The 17,993-nt window shown below is 66.9% G+C and carries 16 protein-coding genes; 3 read left to right on the forward strand and 13 right to left on the reverse strand.

Annotation, left to right across the window (positions count from 1 at the left end; genetic code table 11):
- Window position 1: 1 nt before the first annotated feature.
- From uraH to MTR65_RS12750, 12 genes are read right to left on the reverse strand one after another with little or no spacing between them, the layout of a single operon-like run.
- The gene (gene uraH / locus MTR65_RS12695) at window positions 2–334 is read right to left on the reverse strand and encodes a hydroxyisourate hydrolase (protein ID WP_243800759.1); all 333 of its coding nucleotides are present in this window, start codon (window positions 332–334) and stop codon (window positions 2–4) included.
- Window positions 331–1,764 (reverse strand): NAD(P)/FAD-dependent oxidoreductase, encoded by a 1,434-nt coding sequence (locus MTR65_RS12700; RefSeq protein ID WP_327194334.1) that lies wholly within the window; start codon window positions 1,762–1,764, stop codon window positions 331–333. The genes uraH and MTR65_RS12700 overlap by 4 nt, the downstream gene beginning before the upstream one ends.
- Window positions 1,761–2,201 (reverse strand): 2-oxo-4-hydroxy-4-carboxy-5-ureidoimidazoline decarboxylase, encoded by a 441-nt coding sequence (gene uraD, locus MTR65_RS12705; RefSeq protein WP_243800761.1) that lies wholly within the window; start codon window positions 2,199–2,201, stop codon window positions 1,761–1,763. The genes MTR65_RS12700 and uraD overlap by 4 nt, the downstream gene beginning before the upstream one ends.
- Window positions 2,201–2,593, reverse strand: coding sequence for an oxalurate catabolism protein HpxZ (hpxZ, locus tag MTR65_RS12710; RefSeq protein WP_243800763.1), 393 nt, complete (start codon window positions 2,591–2,593; stop codon window positions 2,201–2,203). Before hpxZ ends, uraD begins: the two co-directional genes overlap by 1 nt.
- Window positions 2,590–3,495, reverse strand: coding sequence for an allantoinase PuuE (gene puuE / locus MTR65_RS12715; protein WP_419145047.1), 906 nt, complete (start codon window positions 3,493–3,495; stop codon window positions 2,590–2,592). Before puuE ends, hpxZ begins: the two co-directional genes overlap by 4 nt.
- A complete protein-coding gene (locus MTR65_RS12720; protein WP_243800765.1) occupies window positions 3,492–4,754 on the reverse strand; it encodes a pyridoxal-phosphate-dependent aminotransferase family protein in 1,263 nt (420 codons plus the stop codon). Before MTR65_RS12720 ends, puuE begins: the two co-directional genes overlap by 4 nt.
- Window positions 4,744–5,994 (reverse strand): allantoate amidohydrolase, encoded by a 1,251-nt coding sequence (locus tag MTR65_RS12725; RefSeq protein ID WP_243800766.1) that lies wholly within the window; start codon window positions 5,992–5,994, stop codon window positions 4,744–4,746. The genes MTR65_RS12720 and MTR65_RS12725 overlap by 11 nt, the downstream gene beginning before the upstream one ends.
- The gene (locus MTR65_RS12730) at window positions 5,988–7,565 is read right to left on the reverse strand and encodes a gamma-glutamyltransferase family protein (RefSeq protein ID WP_243800769.1); all 1,578 of its coding nucleotides are present in this window, start codon (window positions 7,563–7,565) and stop codon (window positions 5,988–5,990) included. Before MTR65_RS12730 ends, MTR65_RS12725 begins: the two co-directional genes overlap by 7 nt.
- 17 nt (window positions 7,566–7,582) lie before the next feature.
- Window positions 7,583–8,509: a 5'-methylthioadenosine/S-adenosylhomocysteine nucleosidase gene (locus MTR65_RS12735; RefSeq protein WP_243800772.1), complete on the reverse strand. Its 927-nt coding sequence runs from the start codon at window positions 8,507–8,509 to the stop codon at window positions 7,583–7,585.
- A complete protein-coding gene (locus MTR65_RS12740) occupies window positions 8,509–9,873 on the reverse strand; it encodes an NCS2 family permease (protein ID WP_243800773.1) in 1,365 nt (454 codons plus the stop codon). The genes MTR65_RS12735 and MTR65_RS12740 overlap by 1 nt, the downstream gene beginning before the upstream one ends.
- Window positions 9,870–11,240: an AtzE family amidohydrolase gene (locus MTR65_RS12745; protein ID WP_243800774.1), complete on the reverse strand. Its 1,371-nt coding sequence runs from the start codon at window positions 11,238–11,240 to the stop codon at window positions 9,870–9,872. The genes MTR65_RS12740 and MTR65_RS12745 overlap by 4 nt, the downstream gene beginning before the upstream one ends.
- Complete coding sequence (locus MTR65_RS12750) at window positions 11,237–11,419, reverse strand: AtzG-like protein (protein ID WP_243800775.1); 183 nt, start codon at window positions 11,417–11,419, stop codon at window positions 11,237–11,239. The genes MTR65_RS12745 and MTR65_RS12750 overlap by 4 nt, the downstream gene beginning before the upstream one ends.
- A gap of 530 nt (window positions 11,420–11,949) precedes the next feature.
- Between MTR65_RS12750 and MTR65_RS12755 the strand changes: the two genes are divergently transcribed.
- Together MTR65_RS12755 and MTR65_RS12760 are read left to right on the forward strand one after the other, a co-directional pair.
- The gene (locus MTR65_RS12755) at window positions 11,950–14,427 is read left to right on the forward strand and encodes a TonB-dependent siderophore receptor (RefSeq protein WP_243800776.1); all 2,478 of its coding nucleotides are present in this window, start codon (window positions 11,950–11,952) and stop codon (window positions 14,425–14,427) included.
- Window positions 14,428–14,570: 143 nt separating this feature from the next.
- A complete protein-coding gene (locus MTR65_RS12760; protein ID WP_243800782.1) occupies window positions 14,571–15,650 on the forward strand; it encodes a purine nucleoside permease in 1,080 nt (359 codons plus the stop codon).
- Between the two features lie 142 nt (window positions 15,651–15,792).
- On the opposite strand, the gene pobA is transcribed toward MTR65_RS12760, so the two are convergent.
- Window positions 15,793–16,962, reverse strand: a complete 1,170-nt coding sequence (pobA, locus tag MTR65_RS12765) for a 4-hydroxybenzoate 3-monooxygenase (RefSeq protein WP_243800783.1) — start codon at window positions 16,960–16,962, stop codon at window positions 15,793–15,795.
- Between the two features lie 162 nt (window positions 16,963–17,124).
- Here pobA and MTR65_RS12770 point away from each other — a divergent pair, with 162 nt between their 5' ends.
- A complete protein-coding gene (locus MTR65_RS12770; RefSeq protein WP_243800784.1) occupies window positions 17,125–17,988 on the forward strand; it encodes a helix-turn-helix domain-containing protein in 864 nt (287 codons plus the stop codon).
- Window positions 17,989–17,993 lie beyond the last annotated feature (5 nt).

Genomic DNA, 17,993 nt, shown 5'->3' on the forward strand with positions numbered 1-17,993 from the left:
GTCAGCTGCCCCGGTAGGTCGAGTAGCCGTAAGGCGAGACGAGCAGCGGCACGTGGTAATGCGCGCCTGTCTCGGCAATGCCGAAGTCGATCTGGACGACATCAAGAAACGGCGGTTCGGGCAGATGTACGCCCTTGCCCCGGAAATAGTCGGCAACGGCGAAGCGCAGGTGGTATCCGCCCGAGGGCACTTGCGGCAGGCCCGGGCAACGCCCGTCTGCGTTGGTCGTGCCTGCGAACAGGACCGAGCCGCCTTCCGCGATCAATTCTATTGCGACCCCGCTGGCGGGTGTGCCGTGCGCGGTGTCGAGGACATGGGTCGAAAGCGTGTTCATGCCGCGTCTCCGGCTTCGGGAAGGGGCCATTCGCCGAAAAACTCAGGATCATCGTAAGCGAGGAATTCCTCGACCAGCACGTCCTTGTCGTCGAGGAACAGCTGGTCGGCAATGCTGCGCAACAAACGCGGCAGCGCAAGGTGCAGACCCGAGAGCGCCGAGGCCGAGAGGCCGAGGCTAATCAGCGCGGAATAGTTGAAGGCGAAGAGGCCATGGAGCGGAGCGCCATCAACGCCCTGGCGCGCGCAGAACTCGAAACCGTCGCCGAGGTAGGGATGGGCATCGATCAGCGCGTTGCGCGCGCCCCTGGGCGTCACGACCTCGCCCCAACGCGCGATGAGATCGGCGACCTCGGCAAGTTCCGGGCGCAGCGCGGGATCACTGATGAGCCCGGTCGAAATCACCACGAAGTCGAATTCGTGATGGCCGTGCGGCGTGGTCACCCGCACCAACCCATTGTGCTCGGCAACGTCCAGCCAGGGCGCCCCGGTGTGGAGATGAAAGCCCGGCCAGGACGCGGCGCGCGCGAACGTATCATTCGTCGGGGGCTGGTTATGGCCCAGGAAGCAATCCATCGCCGCATACTTCGTCGCGTCATCGAGCGCCGGGTAGCGCGCGGCAAAGCCCACCTTCTCCATGAACCGGATCGGGTTCACACGCGGCAGCTGGCTGCGGCGGATGAAGACTTCGGCCGCTTCCACGCCTTGCGAAAGCGCGAAGTGCGCATTGTCGAAGGCCGAGGCACCACCGCCCAGGATGCCGATGCGCTTGCCGTGAAGCGCATCGAAGTCGATGGGCTCGCTGGTGTGCGCCCAGAGCGCCTTGGGCAGGTTGTCACGCACCATCGCCGGCGTGTGCCATTCCCCCCCGCCCTGGATGCCGGTGGCAAGAACGACCTTGCGCGCCAGTTCGCTGGTACCGTCGGCAAAGTGCAGGCGGTGGAGCGCCTCATCGGGCAGCGGCTCAATGCGCACCAGCTTCGCCTCGTTGACGACAGGAAGGTCGAGGACATGGCGATACCAGCGCAGATACTCCATCCAGTCGCCCCGCGCGATCTTGTCGAGCTCAGCCCAGCCCGCAGCGCCATGCTGCGCCTCCCACCAGGCCTGGTAGGTCAGCGATGGCACACCGAAGTCGAGCGGGGTGAGCGTCTTGGGGGTGCGCAGCGTGACCATGCGCGCATAAGTCTCCCACGGCCCCTCGAAGCCTGCCGGGCTCTCATCGAAGATCATGACGTTGGTCACGCCTTCGCGCCTCAGACCAAAGGCCGTGGCCAGGCCGCACTGCCCGCCGCCGATCACGGCAACGTCGAGCACGTCTTCGCCCGCAAACGTGCGCGGACGCACCCATTGCGGGCGGTTGAAGGCGATCAGCTCCAGCTCGCGTTCAAGGCGCTGTTCCAGCGCGTGCAGGCCCATCTGTTCGGTCATGCGAGGTCTTCCAGGCGCAGGCGGACGATCTCACCGATCTGCGCAAGGGCAGTGGCGATCTCGGTCTCGCGGTCGTTGGCGAGGCGTGCGCGCATGGCGGCAAGGATTCCGGCCTTGTCGGTCAGGCGCACGCAGATGATGAAGGGGAAGTCGAAGCGTTCGCGGTAGGCCGCGTTGAGCGCATGGAACTCCTCGTATTCGGCAGGCGAGAGGCGGTCGAGCCCGGCGCTCGCCTGTTCCGACGCGCTCGCCTGCGTCAAGGTGCGGTCGATGGCGGCCTTGCCGGCAAGTTCAGGATGGGCGCGGATGAGCGCAAGCTGCTCCTCGCAGCTCGCGGCGTGGACCACGGCCATGAGATCGGCGTGCCGGTCTCCTTGTGTCGGAGCGGCATCGGCGCGCGCCTCGACCCAAGGGCTGTGTTCAAAGAGCGCGGCCATCAGTGGGTGTTTCCTTCGAGGCTTACGTGCGCGGAGACGACCTTCCACCCGCCGAAAGCACCGTCATCGAACTTCACCCAGCTTTGCGTCTGGCGCCCGCGCCGCTCCGATCCCTCGCGAAAGAACTCGGCATCGGCGGTCGCGAAGGCCTCGCCGTAGGTCGCGATCGAGACCTTGCCGAGCGTGCGCTGGGGCGAGCCGCCACGCCCCTTTCGAAACGCGCGGATTTCCTCGATGCCGTAGAGCACTTCGCCCACGCCGTAGCGGTTGGTGGTATCCGCCTCGTGGAAGAGCGCGTCCATCGCCTCAATGTCGTCCTCCATCAGCGCGCGTTCGTATTCGTGGAACGCGGCGGTGACCTCAGCGAGCAGAACCGGATCGTTGATCTTCATGCCTTGTCTCCGGCATAGGGGTGCGTCGCCTGCCAGTGGCGGGCAATGTCGATGCGGCGCGCAATCCAGGCCTCGCCGCTCTGCGCAACATGGTCGAGGAACCGGCCGACCCAGCGCGCGCGGCCCGGCTTTCCGGCGATGCGCGCATGCAGGCCCACCGACATCATCCGCCCGCCTTCCTCGACCAGCTGGTCATAGGTGTCGCGCAGATGGCGGAAGAACTGCTCGCCTTCGGTAAAGCCGTTGTAGGCGACGATCTTCATGTCGTTGACGTCGAGCGTGTAGGGCACGACCAGTTGCGCGCGGCCATGCTTGTCGTCCCAGTAGGGCACGTCATCGGCGTAGCTGTCGGCATCGTACACGAAACCGCCTTCCTCGGCCACGAGGCGCGCGGTGTTGGGCGATGTCCGCCCCTGATACCAGCCGAGTGGCCGGGTGCCTGTGACCTTTTCGTGGAGCGCGATGGCCTCGGCGATGTGCGCGCGTTCGACCTCTTCGGGGACGGTCTGATAGTCGATCCAGCGCAGGCCGTGGCTGGCAATCTCCCAGTCGGCCGCCCGCATCGCGGCAACGGCCTCCGGGTTGGCTTCGAGCGCTTTCGCCACGCCGAACACGGTGACCGGCACTTCGCGCGATGCGAACAGGCGGTGAAGCCGCCAGAACCCGGCGCGGCTGCCGTATTCGTAGAGACTTTCCATCGCCATCGCGCGGTCCGGGTGGCTGGCCGCGCCGACCATCTCGGACAGGAAGGCCTCCGAGCCTTGGTCGCCGTTGAGGACGCTGTTCTCCGCACCTTCCTCGTAGTTAATGACGAACTGGAGGGCGACGCGCTTGCCGCCCGGCCAGCGCGCCTCGGGCGGGCTGGCGCCGTAGCCGACAAGATCGCGGGGCGTCATGTTCATGCGGTTTCTCCCACTCCGGCACTGTCCCAGGCCTCGATCGCGGCGGGCACCGCCTGGCCCAGCGGCAGCACGAAGCCATGGGCGCGCAGGCTCGCCTCAAGCGCGCCGAGCGTGATCAGCACCTTGTGCTTCATTGCGTTGTAGCCCATCGCGCCCAGCCGCCAGATCCGGCCCTGCAAGGGGCCGAAGGCCGTGCCGATCTCGATCTCGAAGGAGACGCGCAACATCGCGCGCACCGCCTCGCCATCGACGCTGTCCGGGATATGGACGCCCGTGACGTTGGTCATGCGGTGCGCGTCATCGCCAAATACGGTGAGGCCCATGGCGCGCAGCCCCGCCGCCATCGCGCGGCCCGAACGGGTGTGGCGATCGTAGCGCGCGGCCAGTCCCTCGCCCAGCGCCACGCGGGCGCATTCGCGCGCCGCGTAGAGCATCGAGGTCGCCTCGGTATGGTGGTTGAGGCGCTTTTCCGACCAGTAGTCCATGATCATGGCGAGGTCGAAGTAGTTGGAGGCGATACGCGGCCCCTGCCCGTCCTCCAGCCCCTTCATGCGGATGCCCGCCTCGGTGTGGCGGCGCGCGAAGATATGCTCGGCCGCCGCGTCCGAGATGGTGATCGGGGCCGAACCGGAGGGCCCTCCCAGGCACTTCTGCAGGCCGCCGGTCACGACATCGACATCCCAGCGGTCGGCGGCGAGCTCCATGCCGCCGATGGTCGCGGTCGCATCGACGTAGGAGAGAGCGCCCGCCGCGCGGCACAGCGCGCCGAAACCCTCAAGCGGCTGCGCCATCGTCGTCGAGGTATCGCCATGGATCGTCGCCACTAGTCTTGGAGAAGTGCGCGCAATCGCCTCCTCGATAGCGGCGAGCGGGACGACCTCGCCCCAGGGTGCCTCAACCGTCTCGATGCGTGCGCCGATGCGGGTGAGGATCTCAGTGAGAAGCAGACCAAAGCGGCCGAAATTGACGATCAGCACGGTCTCACCCGGCGCAACAAGGCTGACGAGCGCGGCCTCGATTCCCGCGCGCGCGGTGCCGTCGACCAGCATGGTCCAGCGGTTCTGCGTCCCGAAGATCGGGCGGTAGAGTGCCATGACCTGCTCCATGTAGCCGGTCATCTCGGGGTCGAACTGGCCCAGCAGGTCGGCCGACATCGCGCGCAGCACGCGCGGGTGCGCGTTGACAGGACCAGGCCCCATGAGCAGACGCTGGGGCGGGTCGATCTCCCCGAAGAGAAGGGGATCGAGTTCAACGGGCATGGTGGCGCTCTCCGAGGCGGTCAAGGAAACCGAGCATGACGGCGAGCGCGACTTCCGCGTCCGCAGGCTCCACATGTTCGGCCGGGTTGTGGCTGATACCGCCCCTGCAGCGCAGGAACAGCATGGCGGTGGGGCACAGCCCGGCCATGTTCATGGCATCGTGGCCTGCGCCTGAAACGAGGCGGAAGACCTGCTGGCCTGCGCTCTCGTGCGCGGCGTCGAGCAGCTTCATCAGTCCCTCGTCGCAGGGGCTGGGCGGAAGGTCGTGGATGCACGCGACGTCCAGTTCGAGCGCGCGCGCCGCGGCAATGGCCTGGCAGCGCGTCAGGATTGCCTCGGCCACACGGTTGCGGCGGCGTACATCGCCCGCGCGTACATCGAGGGTGAAGCGCACTTCGCCCGGAATAACGTTGGGCGCGCCGGGCAGTGCCTCGATCCGCCCAACGGTGGCGACGGCATCGGACATGTCGGCGGCGGCCAGTTCCTCGGCGGCAAGCACCATCTGCGCGGCACCGGGAAGCGGATCGCGGCGCAGCGGCATCGCGCTCGTCCCCGCGTGTCCGGCAAGCCCCTTGAGGGTAATCGCATAGCGGAGCTGCGCGGCAATGCCGGTGACCGTCCCCACCGCAAGGCCACTGGCTTCAAGCACCGGGCCCTGTTCGATGTGGGCTTCCAGATAGGCGAAGATGTCGCCCCGTGCGCGCCGGGCGGTGAGGTACGCATCCACGTCCACTCCGGCCTCGGCCAGCGTCACCCCGTCCCCATCGGCGATGTCGAGCGCGCCGCGCTCCAGCGTTCCGGCCACCGCACGGCTGGTCAGCATCGCGGCGGGAAAGCGCGAACCTTCTTCATCGCCAAAGGCATAGACCTCGATTGCGAAGGGAAAGCGGCGCCCCTTGGCGTGGAGCGCGGCCACGCACTCGATCCCCAGCATGATGCCGAGCGGTCCGTCGTAGGCACCGCCATCGCGCACCGAATCAAGGTGGCTGGCGATCATCAGCGCGGGCGCATCGGGGCGGCTCGCCTCGTAACGGCCGATGAGGTTTGCGGCGGCATCGCGGCGCACCTGCATCCCGGCCTCTTCCATCCAGCCGGTCAGCGCCTCCTGCGCGGCGGCATAGGCCGGCGTCAGGTAGCCCCGGTAGAGCCCCCCCTCCATGTCGGAATAGGGAGCCTCGCGCAGCGCGTCGCAGCGCGCGACGGCGCGCGCGCCGCCCGGCGTGGAGAGCACGCTCACCATCCCACGGCTGCCCCGTCGCTGCGCGGATCGCTCGCGCCTTCAAAGCCGCCATCGGGCAGGCGCACCAGCGCGCCGGCATGCCCCATCATCGCGCTGGGCGGGCCGACCCGCTCGACATCGTGCCCCGCCGCTTCGAGCCCGGCGTAGAGCGCAGGATCGAAGCCGTCCTCCAGCTTGAGCGAGGTCGTGACATCGCCCCAGGTTCGCCCGAGCAGCCAGCGCGGCGCCGAAATCGCCTCCTGCAGGTCCACGCCGTAGCGCGCGTAGCGGGTAAAGAGCGCGGCCTGCGTCTGGGGCTGCCCCTCTCCGCCCATCGTACCGTAGGCCATGATCCGGCCATCGTCGAAGAGCGCCATGGCGGGATTGAGCGTGTGGAAGGGCTTGCGCCCGGGCTTGAGGGCATTCCATCCCTCTTCGGCAAGACGGAAGGACGAGCCCCGGTTCTGCCAGGTGATCCCGGTCTGCGGCAGCACCAGGCCCGAGCCGAACTCGAAGTAGGTAGACTGGATGCACGAGACCACCCGGCCCTCCCCATCGGCGGCAGCAAACCAGCAGGTATCGCCCCACTGCGGGGGCTGCGGCCAGAGCAGAGCCTTCGCAGGATCGATGCGCCCGGCCAAGGCGTCGAGCGCCTCAGGATCGGCAAGCAGGCCCTGGAAATCAAAATCGGTGAAGGCAAGATCGCCCACGTGTGCATCACGCAGCAGGAAGGCCTGCTTGGTCGCCTCGACAAGGGCGTGGACGTGATCGAAACCATCCGGCGCGTCGGCCTGCAGGCGGTCGAACAGCGCGAGGATCAGAAGCGAGGCGAACCCTTGCGTGGGCGGCGGGGTGTTGAAGAGGCGCGCGCCCGTGATCGGCACCGATAGGGGCGCGGGGCGGCTCACCGCATGCGCGGCGAGGTCAGTCGCCGAGACCGGACTGCCCAGCGCCGTAAGGTCCTCGGCCAGGCCCGCGGCCAGCGAACCTGTGTAGAAACTCGCCAGTCCCTCGCGCGCGAGCGTGCGCAGCGTTTCGGCGAGCGCAGGCTGGCGCAGCACGTCACCTTCGGCCAACGGGCGGCCTTCGGGCTCGAAAATGTCGGCATAGGCGCCGGGCTGGCTGCGCAGTTCCTCGCCCTTGGTCTGCGCAATCCCGGCCCCGCCAGCGGTTACCGCAACGCCGGTCTCGGCATGGACGATGGCATCGCGTAGCAGACGATCGAGCGGGAGGGTGCAGGCCGGGTCGGCCAGCGCCGCCTCCCAGGCCGAGACCGTGCCCGCCACCGTGTTCGCAGCCAGAGGACCGCGCTGGGGGACCGCATCAAGCCCCGTGTAGAGGGAGAGGTCCGCACTGGCCGCCGCCCCGCCCACGCCGTGGATCGCGTGGAGGCGTCCATCGGGCTCGCGGATCAGCCAGAAGCCGTCGCCGCCGATCCCGGTCATGTGCGGATAGACCGCGCTCAGCGTGGCGGCGATGGCGACGCAGGCCTCCACCGCCGTTCCGCCCTCGGCGAGCACCTCGCGGCCCGCCTGCGCGGCGAGGTGGTGCGGGGCGGTAGCAATGCCGTTTTGCGCGGTGACGGTCTGCATGGGTGAGGGCCTTCTGTTCAATCGGGAAGCGCGGCGAGGAACGCGCGCACGACATGCGCGGAATTGACAGACGCAAGCGCCATGAAGGTATTCATCTGGTTCTCGCCGTCATCCCCGCCGGCAAGGTCCGACAGGCTGCGAAAGACGATGGCGGGCACCTCGTTGGCATAGGCGACCTGCACCACGGCGGCGCTTTCCATGTCGACGACGCGCGCCCCCCAGGCGGCCTGAAGATACTCGCGAAACTCCTTGTTGTCGGCAAAGACGCCCGCGCTCACCCCAGTGCCGCCGACCACCACCTTGGGCTCCTCAACGAGGCAGTGCGGTCCGCTCGCCGTGCCCGAAGGCCCGGTGCAGCGCTGCAGGCTGATGCGTGCAGTCACGTCTTCGGCAAGCTGCAGCAGCGCAGGGTCCGCACCCAGCGTGTAGTGGCGCACCGGGGCCTCGCTGGCATTGCCCACGCGCACGCCGCGCGGGAACATCATTTCCCAATTGGCGGGCGCCTGCGCATCGACCGGCTCAGGCGTCACCCAGCCCTCCCCGGCGCGGCGCGCGAAAGAGACTTCGAGGTACTGCGCCCAGTCCCTCGCCACCACCACATCGCCGATTGAAAGCTCCGGGTCGACCCCGCCCGCGATCCCCGAAAAGACAATGCGCTTCACCTTGAAACGGTCGAGCACAAGCTGGGTGTTCATCGCCGCGTTGACCATGCTCACCCCGCTCTGCATCAGCACCACGGGCTTTCCTTCCAGCGTTCCGGCCAGGAAAGTGAGGCCATTGGCGCTGTATTCGCGCGGCTCTACAATCGCCGGAGCGAGCGCATCCCACTCGGGCGCGAAGGCGGTCATCACCACCGTGCGCGGCGTCGTGTCGAAGGGCTCGGCCAGTGCGGGGGCAGAGACAAGCGCAAGCGCGGTGGCAAGAAGAGACATGGCACGGCGCATCAGGCAGCTCCCATCCAGATGAAGCGGGCAACGAAGAGCGAGGCAAGGACCAGCAGGAAAAGGTCGCCCTTGCCGAAGGTTCCCCGCACGATCTTGAGCACCGCATGGGCCGTGATCCCGAAGGCAAGGCCATTCGCAATCGAGAAGGTGAAGGGGATCATCGCGACAGTGAGGAAAGCCGGGATCGCGCAGAGCGGATCCTCCCACTCCACCTCGGTCAGCGGCAGGCACATCATGCCCCCCACAATGATCAGCGCAGGCGCCGTGGCGGCGAGCGGAATGAGCTGCGCGTAAGGCGCCACGAACATCATGGCGAGGAACAGCAGGCCGGTGACAATGGCAGTGAGGCCCGTGCGCCCACCCACCTGCACGCCCGACGCGCTCTCGACGTAGCTTGTCACCGTGCTCGTACCCGCCATCGAGCCGACCATGGTCGCCACCGCGTCGGTAACGAGAATACGGTTGAGGCGCGGGATCTTTCCGTCCGAACCGATCAGCCCTGCACGCTTGGTGACCGCGACAAGCGTGCCGATGTTGTCGAACAGGTCGACGAAGAGGAAGACGAAGAGCACTTCGAGAAGGCCCAGGCCGTGCTGGCCTTCGGAGCCAAACACGCCGCCCAGGTCCAGCTGGAACAGCGTGCCGGTCATCGCCTCGAGCGAGTAGGGTTCGGGATTGAAGCTGACGAGGCCGAAGACCCAGCCCAGCACCGTCGTCGCGACAATCCCGATCAGCATGGCGCCGCGCACGTTCCAGGCGCTGAGCCCGCCGATCAGGACCAGCCCGAAGAGCGCGAGCGCGGGGGCCGGCTGGCGCAGGTCGCCCAGCGCCACGAAGGTCGCCGGGTTGGCAACGACAATGCCGGAATCACGAAGGCCAATAAAACCGATGAACAGGCCGATACCGCCCGCGACCGCGGCAAAGAGATACTGCGGGATCGAGTGGACGATCAGCTGGCGGATGCCGGTCAGCGTCAGGAGCAGGAAGGCCACGCCCGAAATGAACACGCAGCCCAGCGCCACCTGCCAGGGCACCCCCATCTGCTGCACCACGGTGAAGCTGAAATAGGCGTTGAGCCCCATGCCCGGCGCCAGCGCAAGCGGCGTGTTCGAGGTAAAGCCCATCAGGATCGAGGCAAAGGCCGCGGCGAAACACGTCGCCGCCGCGACAGCCGCGACCGGCATTCCCGCCGTTCCCAGGATCGCGGGATTGACGAGGACGATGTAGGCCATCGTCAGGAATGTGGTGAACCCGGCCAGCACCTCGGTGCGCGGCGTGGTGCCGCGCGCCCGCAGCTCGAAGCGGCGTTCCAGCCGTGCGTCCCAGGCGCTGTCCTGCCCGGCCAGCGTCTCTGTGTCCCTCATTGCGTAGTCCCCTCTTCGCGTGTCTCGGCCCCATGGGCCGGCGCGCTCACCCCCGTGAACCCGCGCATTTCCAGCTGGCGTGCCAGCGCGAACAACCTGTTCTCCTCACCCGGCTTGCCGATCAGCTGCAGGCCAAGCGGCAAGACGCCTGGTCGCTTCAGGGGCACGGCCAGCGAGGGGAAACCCAGGAACGTGATCGCCTGGGTGTGAATGCCAAGGTCCGCGCGTGCGGGCCGCATCTCGCCATCGATCTCGATACGCGGGTCCTCGATGCACGGAGCGGTGCAGGGCGTGGCCGGAGCCAGGACCACATCATGGTCGGCCAGCATCGCCGTGACTCTGGCAATATAGTCCGCCCGGAACGCACGCGCCTCGTCCACGATGCCCTTGGGCAGGAGGGCGCCTGCGATCAGGCGGTCGCGCACTTGCGGATCGTAGTCGAGGGCCTGCTTGGCCAGCGCAGCCCGGTGGAGCGTTCCGCCCTCATACGCGGTGATCAGAAACGCCGCCGAGCGCGCCCGGCCAATCTCGGGGATTTCCAGCAAGGGTCCCTTGCCCGCGATGGCGTCCATCGCCGCGAGCTGGTCGGCAGTAGCGTTCACCCGGAAGCGCCCCCCCAGCCGCGCAACGTGCAGGTCCGCAGCCGTGTGCGGCACGCCCGGCTCTGCGCGCAGCACTGCCCAGACCCGCTCCATATCCTCTACCGACCTCGTGAAAGGCCCCACATCATCGAAACTTTCGGCAAACGGAAAGACACCGTCCAGCGGCAGCGCGGTGTGGGTGGGCTTCAGGCCGTAGAGCCCGGTGAGGCTGGCGGGCACACGCACCGAGCCATTGGTGTCCGAGCCCAACGCCAGCGGCATGAGCCCGGCCGCCACCACAGCCGCCGAACCACCCGAAGACCCGCCCGCAAGACGCGCCAGATCGTGCGGGTTGCGCGTGGTGCCATAGGCCGCGTTGATGGTCGCAAAGCCATAGGCGAACTCATCCATGTTGAGCGTAGCGACAAGCACCGCGCCCGCCGCCTTCAGGCGCGCCACGGCCTTGGCATCGCGCGGCGCAGGCGGCGCATCGGCATAGACGCGCGAGCCTGCCGTGGTCGGCAGTCCGGCGACATCGAAGAGGTCCTTCACCCCGTAGGGCACACCCGCCAGCGGCCCCGGGTCCTCGCCCCCCGCGATCCGGGCATCGACGGCGTCCGCCTCGCCGCGCGCGCGTTCGGCCAGAAGCTGGGTCACCGCGACCAGCGGCGCAGCCCGTGCCTCGATATCAGCAAGGCAGCCTTCCAGGACCGCGCGGGCCGTGACCTCGCGCGCCCGTACCGCCCGGGCGATGTCGCAGGCCGTCGTGCGGTGCCAGAGGGTCATTCCCCGTCCTCTGCACGCATGCGGCGCACATGGCTTTCGAGCAGTTCCAGATTCGCTTCCACGCCGGAACGACATGCCTCGGGTATCGGCAGCCCCACGGCAGCTGCGGCGGCATCAATGGCCGCGCGCGAACGCGGGACGGCAGCGCCACAGGGCCGGGTCGGGGAGGGCGTGGTCATGCGGCCTTATCTCCTGGCTGGAGGACACGTTCGGCGCGCCCCAGCACGGGTAGGCTTGCGCCAAGCCCCTGTGCAACCTCGCGATCATGCCCCGTCGCAGCCCTGCGGGCAACGGGCCAATTGGCCCCTCCTGCCCGAGGTCGGCGCAAGAGGGAGCGCGGATCGGGTCCGATCCGGGAGAAAGGCAAGGCGCGGCGCATGCCCCTCTCCTGCCTGCCACAACCCTATCCAGCAAACGCAATGATCTGGACAGATTGTTGCAAAAAAGAGCGCACCCGCATCAATGGCACCGCAGGCGCTCTAATTTTCGCAACACCTTGTAAAATTCATTGCATTTGCCTGCACATCGATGCGCCACTAGCCCTACGCACCAAGAACAGGGAACAACAGTCCGAGACCGTGCGAAAATACGCGGAAATAGAGGACGTAAAGACGATCTAAACGGGGTGAGGACAACTGAAAGGGAGAGCAGAACATTTCGGACGCGCCAGACAGGGACGGCGCGCCGGGGCATTCATGAGGGGGTTAAAATGCGGATTTCACGTTGTTTTACAGGCAGGTCGCGCAGATCTGCAGCGCGCAGTCATGCGCTTGTTGCAGGTCTTCTGGGCTGCACCGCGCTGAGCACGCCTGCGTTCGCGCAGGAGCCGGCAGAGCGCGATCCGGCCTCCGAGATCGTCGTCACCGGCTCGCTGGACGCATTGCCTGTCGCCGACGTCGGCTCGGTCTTCGGCTTCGACAAGACCATCGTCGAAACCCCGCGTTCCGCCTCCACCGTCAGCGCCGAGCAGATGGAACGCTTCGGCATCACCGAGATCTATGACCTCGTCGCGCAGTCGCCGGGCACCTTCACCAACTCGTTCTTCGGTGTGGGCGGTGCGCTCGACATTCGCGGTACGCCCGGCGAAGTGTACTTTCGCGGCGTGCGCCGTCTCGACAACCCGGGCAACTACCCCACCCCGATTGCAGCCGCGGACCGGGTCGACATCGTGCGCGGCCCCGCCTCGCCGATCTACGGTCCCTCCAAGACTGGCGGCTACATCAACTTCGTGCCGCGTTCGGCGCGCGCGCAGGGCGGCGCCTTCATGGCCAGCCCGGAAGGCAAGGTGGGCCTCACCCTGGGCAGCTGGAACAAGACCGACCTCACCGCCCAGATCCGGGGCCCGGGGCACATCGGCACGCAGGAATTCGGGTACAGCCTCTACGCCGAGGTCGAGGATTCGGGCAGCTACTGGGACAACATGTCCACCAACCAGACGATCCTGCAGGCCGCCTTCGACACCGACCTGACGCCCGACCTGAGGCTGGAATTCGGCGGCATGTACCACCGCTTTCGCGGCCAGCAGAATGGCGGCTGGAACCGCCTGACGCAGGACCTCGTCGATGACGGCACCTACATCACCGGCAACGCCATCTCGCTCGACACCGATGGCGACGGGCAGATGTCGGTGGAAGAGATCAACGCGGCGGTGCCCGGCGGGCTCTCGATCTTCGGCGGCTTTGCCTGCGGGGGCGGCGTGTTCCCGGATTCGATCACCGATGCGTGCTACACCTCCAGCCCCAACAACCTGCTCAACCTGCAGAACACCGGCACCACCACGCTCAGCCGCCGCAAGACGCTGACCGGCAAGGACGACCGGCTCGACAACAACGCGACCACGCTCTACGCCGACCTCATCTGGACGGGTCCCGGCGACATCGAGATCAAGAACCAGGCCTTTTACGACAGCTACGAGAACATCAACGAGAACGCCTACGGCTTCTCGCAGCTGCACGATTCCTGGGTCTTCGAGGACAAGATCGTTGTCTCCAAGACCTTCGAGTCGAGCGCGGGCACCTTCGCCTTCCAGCTCTCCCCCTCGATCCGCTACACCAGCTTCGAGCACGGGGAGGACTTCAACTACGAGTACTTCCACCGTGTCGACCTGACGCAGGGCTACGACCCGGCCAGCGACCGCCTGCTCTCGACCGAGTGCGACTGCAACTACACCTCCTACGTCGATGGCCACTACACCGACGTCGCCTTTGCCGCGCTGACCGACCTCGACTTTGCCTTCGGCCTCGATGTCACGCTGGGCGCGCGCTACGACCATGTGAAGGCCAAGTCGACCTCGGACATCGGCCGCATGGAAGCCGCCCAGGTCGCCGCTGACCGCGACGCGGGCGTCCCCGACAGCGCCTCGGGCAGCAAGGGCGCCTGGTCGTGGTCGGCCAGCGCCAACTACAAGCTTCCGTTCGGCCTCGTCCCCTACGCCACGATCGCGCGCCAGTCGGTCGTGATCGCGGGGCAAGGCGCGGAAATCGCGGTCTCGAACATCGCGGGTGATACCTTCATCACCGCCTCCAAGCTCTACGAAGGCGGTATCAAGGGATCGTGGCTCGACGACACGCTCTACGCCGCGATCTCGGTCTACAAGCAGGAGCGTACCGACTACAACGCGCAGTCGAGCACGGTGAACCAGGCGGTCGAGACCAAGGGTCTGGAGGCCGAACTGCGCTGGGCGGTGGACGAGCACCTGCTCATCACCGGCGCCTATACGCGCACCAAGGTCTATAACCTCACTTTCTACGAAGCGGGCAGCACCTTCAGCTTCCTGGGCATGGAAGACCTCATCAATGTCGAGGACCAGACCCTGCACCTGGGCGGCCAGCCCGGCGGCCTGATCCCCATCAATTCGAAGAGCGATTCGCGCCGCGCCGGCATTCCCACCAACCTCTATGCACTGACCGCCACATACGCCTTCGACAACGGCCTGGCCTTTGCGGGCAGCATGGTCGCGGTGGATTCCGTCTATTCGGGCCAGTCGCAAGCGGTGCGCCTGCCCGCCTACACGCTCTTCGATGCGAGCGCATCGTACAGCACGGGCCCCTGGGACCTGCGCGTCGTGGTCAAGAACGTGACCAACGAGAAGTACTTCCGCGCGAACTTCACCGAACTGTTCGGCTCGACCATCGCACTGCCCGAACGTCCGCGCAGCATCCAGGCGACGCTGTCCTACAACTTCTGACGCTCCCCCAGGCGCAGGGACAATGCTCTCCCTACGGCACCGTCCCTGCGCCGCACCTTCTCACACAGACGAGACCTAGCATGCGCCTTTCCCCGCTCCGCTCGCGGCGCCCTTCCCGCCTGCGTTTCCTTGGCGCAGCCCTTTTGGCAAGCTGCACGCTTGCCCCGGCAACCCAGGCCCAGGACGCCGCCGCCCGTGCCGCCCGCACGCTCGCCACCTGCAAGCCCGCCGCCCCGTGCGACAGCCCGCTGCCGGTCAAGGTCGTTGTCGTCTCGCTCTTCGAGATCGGCGAGGACGAGGGCGACACAGCAGGTGAATTCCAGCTCTGGAAGGAGCGCCGGGGCCTCACCACCCGCATCCCCTTCCCGCAAGGATTTCACGACCTTTACTACAACCCCGAGACACAGGTTCTGGGTGTGGTGACCGGGATCGGCACCGCCCGCTCGACGGCTGCCACGATGGCGCTCGGCCTCGATGACCGCTTCGACCTCACCCAAGCCTACTGGCTGGTGGCGGGGATTGCCGGTATCGACCCCGAAGACGCCTCGATCGGCTCGGTCGCGCTCGCCCGCTATGTCGTCGACGGAGACCTCGCGCACGAGATCGACGCGCGCGAGATCCCGGCGGACTGGGACTTCGGCTACTTCGCGCGCGGCACGCAAGGGCCCCACGACACGCAGACACCGCTTGATCCCTCAGGCGGCGAGGTGTTCCAGATCGACCCTTCGCTCGAGCAGTGGGCCTTCGCCCTCACCAAGGACATCGCCCTGCCCGATACACCCGAGATCGCGGCGGAACGCGCCAGCTTCACCGGCTTCCCCAAGGCGCTCCAGCCCCCGCGCGTGCTCGAAGGCGAGCAGCTTTCGGCAATGACCTTCTGGCATGGCGCGCGCATGACGGACTGGGCCAACCACTGGGTGCAGCAATGGACCGGCGGCAAGGGCGAATTCGTGACCTCGGCGATGGAGGACACCGGCATCCTCCAGGCCATGACCTACCTCGATGCGGCAGGCCGCGCGGACCGCGACCGGGTGCTGGTGCTGCGCGCGGGCTCCAACTTCACGATGCCCCCACCCGGCACCCATGCCGCGAGCTACCTCCTGCGCGAAAACGAGGGCTACGCCGGGCTCGAGGCGGCGGTCGAGAATCTCTACACAGTGGGTTCGGTGCTGGTCGACGAACTGCTTGGGGACTGGGAGCGGTATTCGGAATCAACTCCGTGAAAAAGGATCCAAGGGGTCATCACCCCTTGCCCCCATACCAGTCGACCTCACCTTTCCCAGCCTCCGTAGCTGAGAACGGTGAGGTCGACTGGTATGGGGAGCCCGAGGGCGATGGCCCTCGGAAACCCTCTTCTTCTACCCTTCAGACAGGCAAGCCGACATAGTTCTCCGCAATGGAACGCTGCGCCGCCTCACTGCTGGCGATGTAGTCCAGTTCGGCCTGCTGCATACGGCGCTCGAACGGGCCGTCTTCGGGGAAGCGGTGCATTAGCTTGGTCAGCGTCCAGCTGAAGCGTTCGGACTTCCACACGCGTGCCAGCGCTTTTTCCGAATAGCCCGCGATGGCGTCGGCATCGTTGCTCTTGAAGAAGGCGAGCAGCGCCTCGGCGGCGTAGTGCACGTCGCTGGCGGCCAGGTTCAAGCCCTTGGCGCCAGTCGGCGGCACGATGTGCGCGGAATCGCCGCAGAGCATCAGGCTGCCATGGCGCATCGGCTCGAACACGAAGGAGCGCAAAGGGGCGATCGACTTTTCGATAGAGGGTCCGCGGGTGATGTTGGCAGCGGCCTCGGGGCCGAGGCGCACGGCCAGTTCGTCCCAGACGCGATCGTCCGACCAGTCCTCGATCTTCTCTGTCAGCGGCACGTCCACGTAGTAACGGCTGCGCGTCTCGCTGCGCATCGAGGCCAGCGCGAAGCCGCGTTCGTGGTTGGCGTAGATAAGCTCGTGGTTGCACGGCGGTACGTCGGCAAGGATGCCCAGCCAGCCGAAGGGATAGACGCGCTCGAAGCTGCGGCCGACCGATTCCGGGATGGCCTTGCGCGAAGGGCCATGGAAGCCGTCGCAGCCCACGATGAAGCGGGCATCGACGCGGCGCTCCACTCCGTCCTTGGTGTAGGTGACGTAAGGGGCATCGCTCTCGATATCGAAGAGCGCGACATCGGACGCTTCGTAGACCACTTCCAGCCCGCGCTCACCCGTGGCTTCCATCAGGTCACGGGTCAGTTCGGTCTGGCCATAGACCATGACTTCCTTGCCGGTAAGCGCCTTGATGTCGATGCGGATCAGGCGTTCACCATCGGCAAGGTTGAAGCCGTCGTGCGGCAGGCCTTCGGCCTTCATGCGCGCATCGAGACCGAGCCGCTCCATGAGCTGAACGGTCACCTGCTCCAGCACGCCCGCACGGATGCGCGAGAGGACATAGGGCCCGGTCTGGCGTTCGAGGACAACGCAGTCGATCCCCGCCTGGCGCAGGAGATGCCCGAGGAGGAGACCTGAAGGTCCCGCACCGATGATGGCCACTTGTGTACGCATGTGCCGTGCTCCTTTCCCGATGCGCGCCGTGTCGGCGCTGCACATGGGGCGCGCAGCGGGCGCGCCCTGATTGTTCTTTCTCTTGACCCTGCAATGCGCGCGAGCCCCCTCGACAGGAAGGGCCGGGGGCGTCACACTTCAGGTACTATTCGGACACAGGACATGGCACCCGGCACGATTCCCACCTTCCTCCTCTATGGTGAAGACCTGGGCGAAATACCCGCCCAATTCGCCCATATCGAGACAATTGCCACGCGTAGCTCACTGCTTGACTGGGAGATCGGCGCGCACCGGCACCTGCATAGTGTGCAGATCCTCTTGGTATCCAAGGGACAGGTCACCTTCCGCTGCGACGGCCGGGTAGAGACGCTGCGAGGGCCCTGCTTCATGGCCGTCCCGATCGGCAGCGTCCACGGTTTCCAGTTCCAGCCCGACACGCGCGGCTACGTGCTTTCGCTTTCCGCGGCCTTCGTGGCGCGCGGTTCGGACGCACAGGACCCGCTGCTCCACATGCTCACCCATGGGGCGAGCGGCGAGGTTGCTCCCGGCGCTGTGGAACGGGTCGACTGGCTGTGCCGCGAGATGCTGGCGATCCAGGCCGACTGGCGGCTCCCTTCCGCGCTGTTCCTGACGCTCGCCGAAGCGCTTGTGCGCAGCCTGGAAGCCCCACAAAGCGAAGCCCCGCCCGCGCAGTCCGACGAAGCGCGCCTTTCCGCCTTTCGCCAGTTGATCGAGCTGCACCTGACCGAACACCGCGCGGTCGAATGGTATGCGGCGCAGATGCGCGTCAGCGGCAAGACGCTCACCCGTATCTGCCAGCGCGCGGCGGGCTGTACCCCGACCGAAATGCTGCACGCGCGCCTGCTATTGGAGGCGCAGCGATTGCTGTGCTTCACCAACGCCAGCGTGGTCCAGGTCGCCAATGACCTGGGCTTTTCCGATCCCTCGTACTTCTCCCGCTTCTACCAGCGGCTGAGCGGGCGCCGTCCACAGCAGGACAAGTCGAGCGCCACCGGGCGCAGTTGAGGCCC

It is taken from the genome of Novosphingobium mangrovi (assembly GCF_022818885.1).
In the GTDB taxonomy this organism is placed as follows: Bacteria; Pseudomonadota; Alphaproteobacteria; order Sphingomonadales; family Sphingomonadaceae; genus Novosphingobium; species Novosphingobium mangrovi.

Coding starts and splice junctions, on each gene's coding strand:
- uraH (WP_243800759.1), bottom strand. CDS start 334: ATGAACACGCTTTCGACCCATGTCCTCGACACCGCGCACGGCACACCC.
- MTR65_RS12700 (WP_327194334.1), bottom strand. CDS start 1,764: ATGACCGAACAGATGGGCCTGCACGCGCTGGAACAGCGCCTTGAACGC.
- uraD (WP_243800761.1), bottom strand. CDS start 2,201: ATGGCCGCGCTCTTTGAACACAGCCCTTGGGTCGAGGCGCGCGCCGAT.
- hpxZ (WP_243800763.1), bottom strand. CDS start 2,593: ATGAAGATCAACGATCCGGTTCTGCTCGCTGAGGTCACCGCCGCGTTC.
- puuE (WP_419145047.1), bottom strand. CDS start 3,495: ATGAACATGACGCCCCGCGATCTTGTCGGCTACGGCGCCAGCCCGCCC.
- MTR65_RS12720 (WP_243800765.1), bottom strand. CDS start 4,754: ATGCCCGTTGAACTCGATCCCCTTCTCTTCGGGGAGATCGACCCGCCC.
- MTR65_RS12725 (WP_243800766.1), bottom strand. CDS start 5,994: ATGGTGAGCGTGCTCTCCACGCCGGGCGGCGCGCGCGCCGTCGCGCGC.
- MTR65_RS12730 (WP_243800769.1), bottom strand. CDS start 7,565: ATGCAGACCGTCACCGCGCAAAACGGCATTGCTACCGCCCCGCACCAC.
- MTR65_RS12735 (WP_243800772.1), bottom strand. CDS start 8,509: ATGCGCCGTGCCATGTCTCTTCTTGCCACCGCGCTTGCGCTTGTCTCT.
- MTR65_RS12740 (WP_243800773.1), bottom strand. CDS start 9,873: ATGAGGGACACAGAGACGCTGGCCGGGCAGGACAGCGCCTGGGACGCA.
- MTR65_RS12745 (WP_243800774.1), bottom strand. CDS start 11,240: ATGACCCTCTGGCACCGCACGACGGCCTGCGACATCGCCCGGGCGGTA.
- MTR65_RS12750 (WP_243800775.1), bottom strand. CDS start 11,419: ATGACCACGCCCTCCCCGACCCGGCCCTGTGGCGCTGCCGTCCCGCGT.
- MTR65_RS12755 (WP_243800776.1), top strand. CDS start 11,950: ATGCGGATTTCACGTTGTTTTACAGGCAGGTCGCGCAGATCTGCAGCG.
- pobA (WP_243800783.1), bottom strand. CDS start 16,962: ATGCGTACACAAGTGGCCATCATCGGTGCGGGACCTTCAGGTCTCCTC.
- MTR65_RS12770 (WP_243800784.1), top strand. CDS start 17,125: ATGGCACCCGGCACGATTCCCACCTTCCTCCTCTATGGTGAAGACCTG.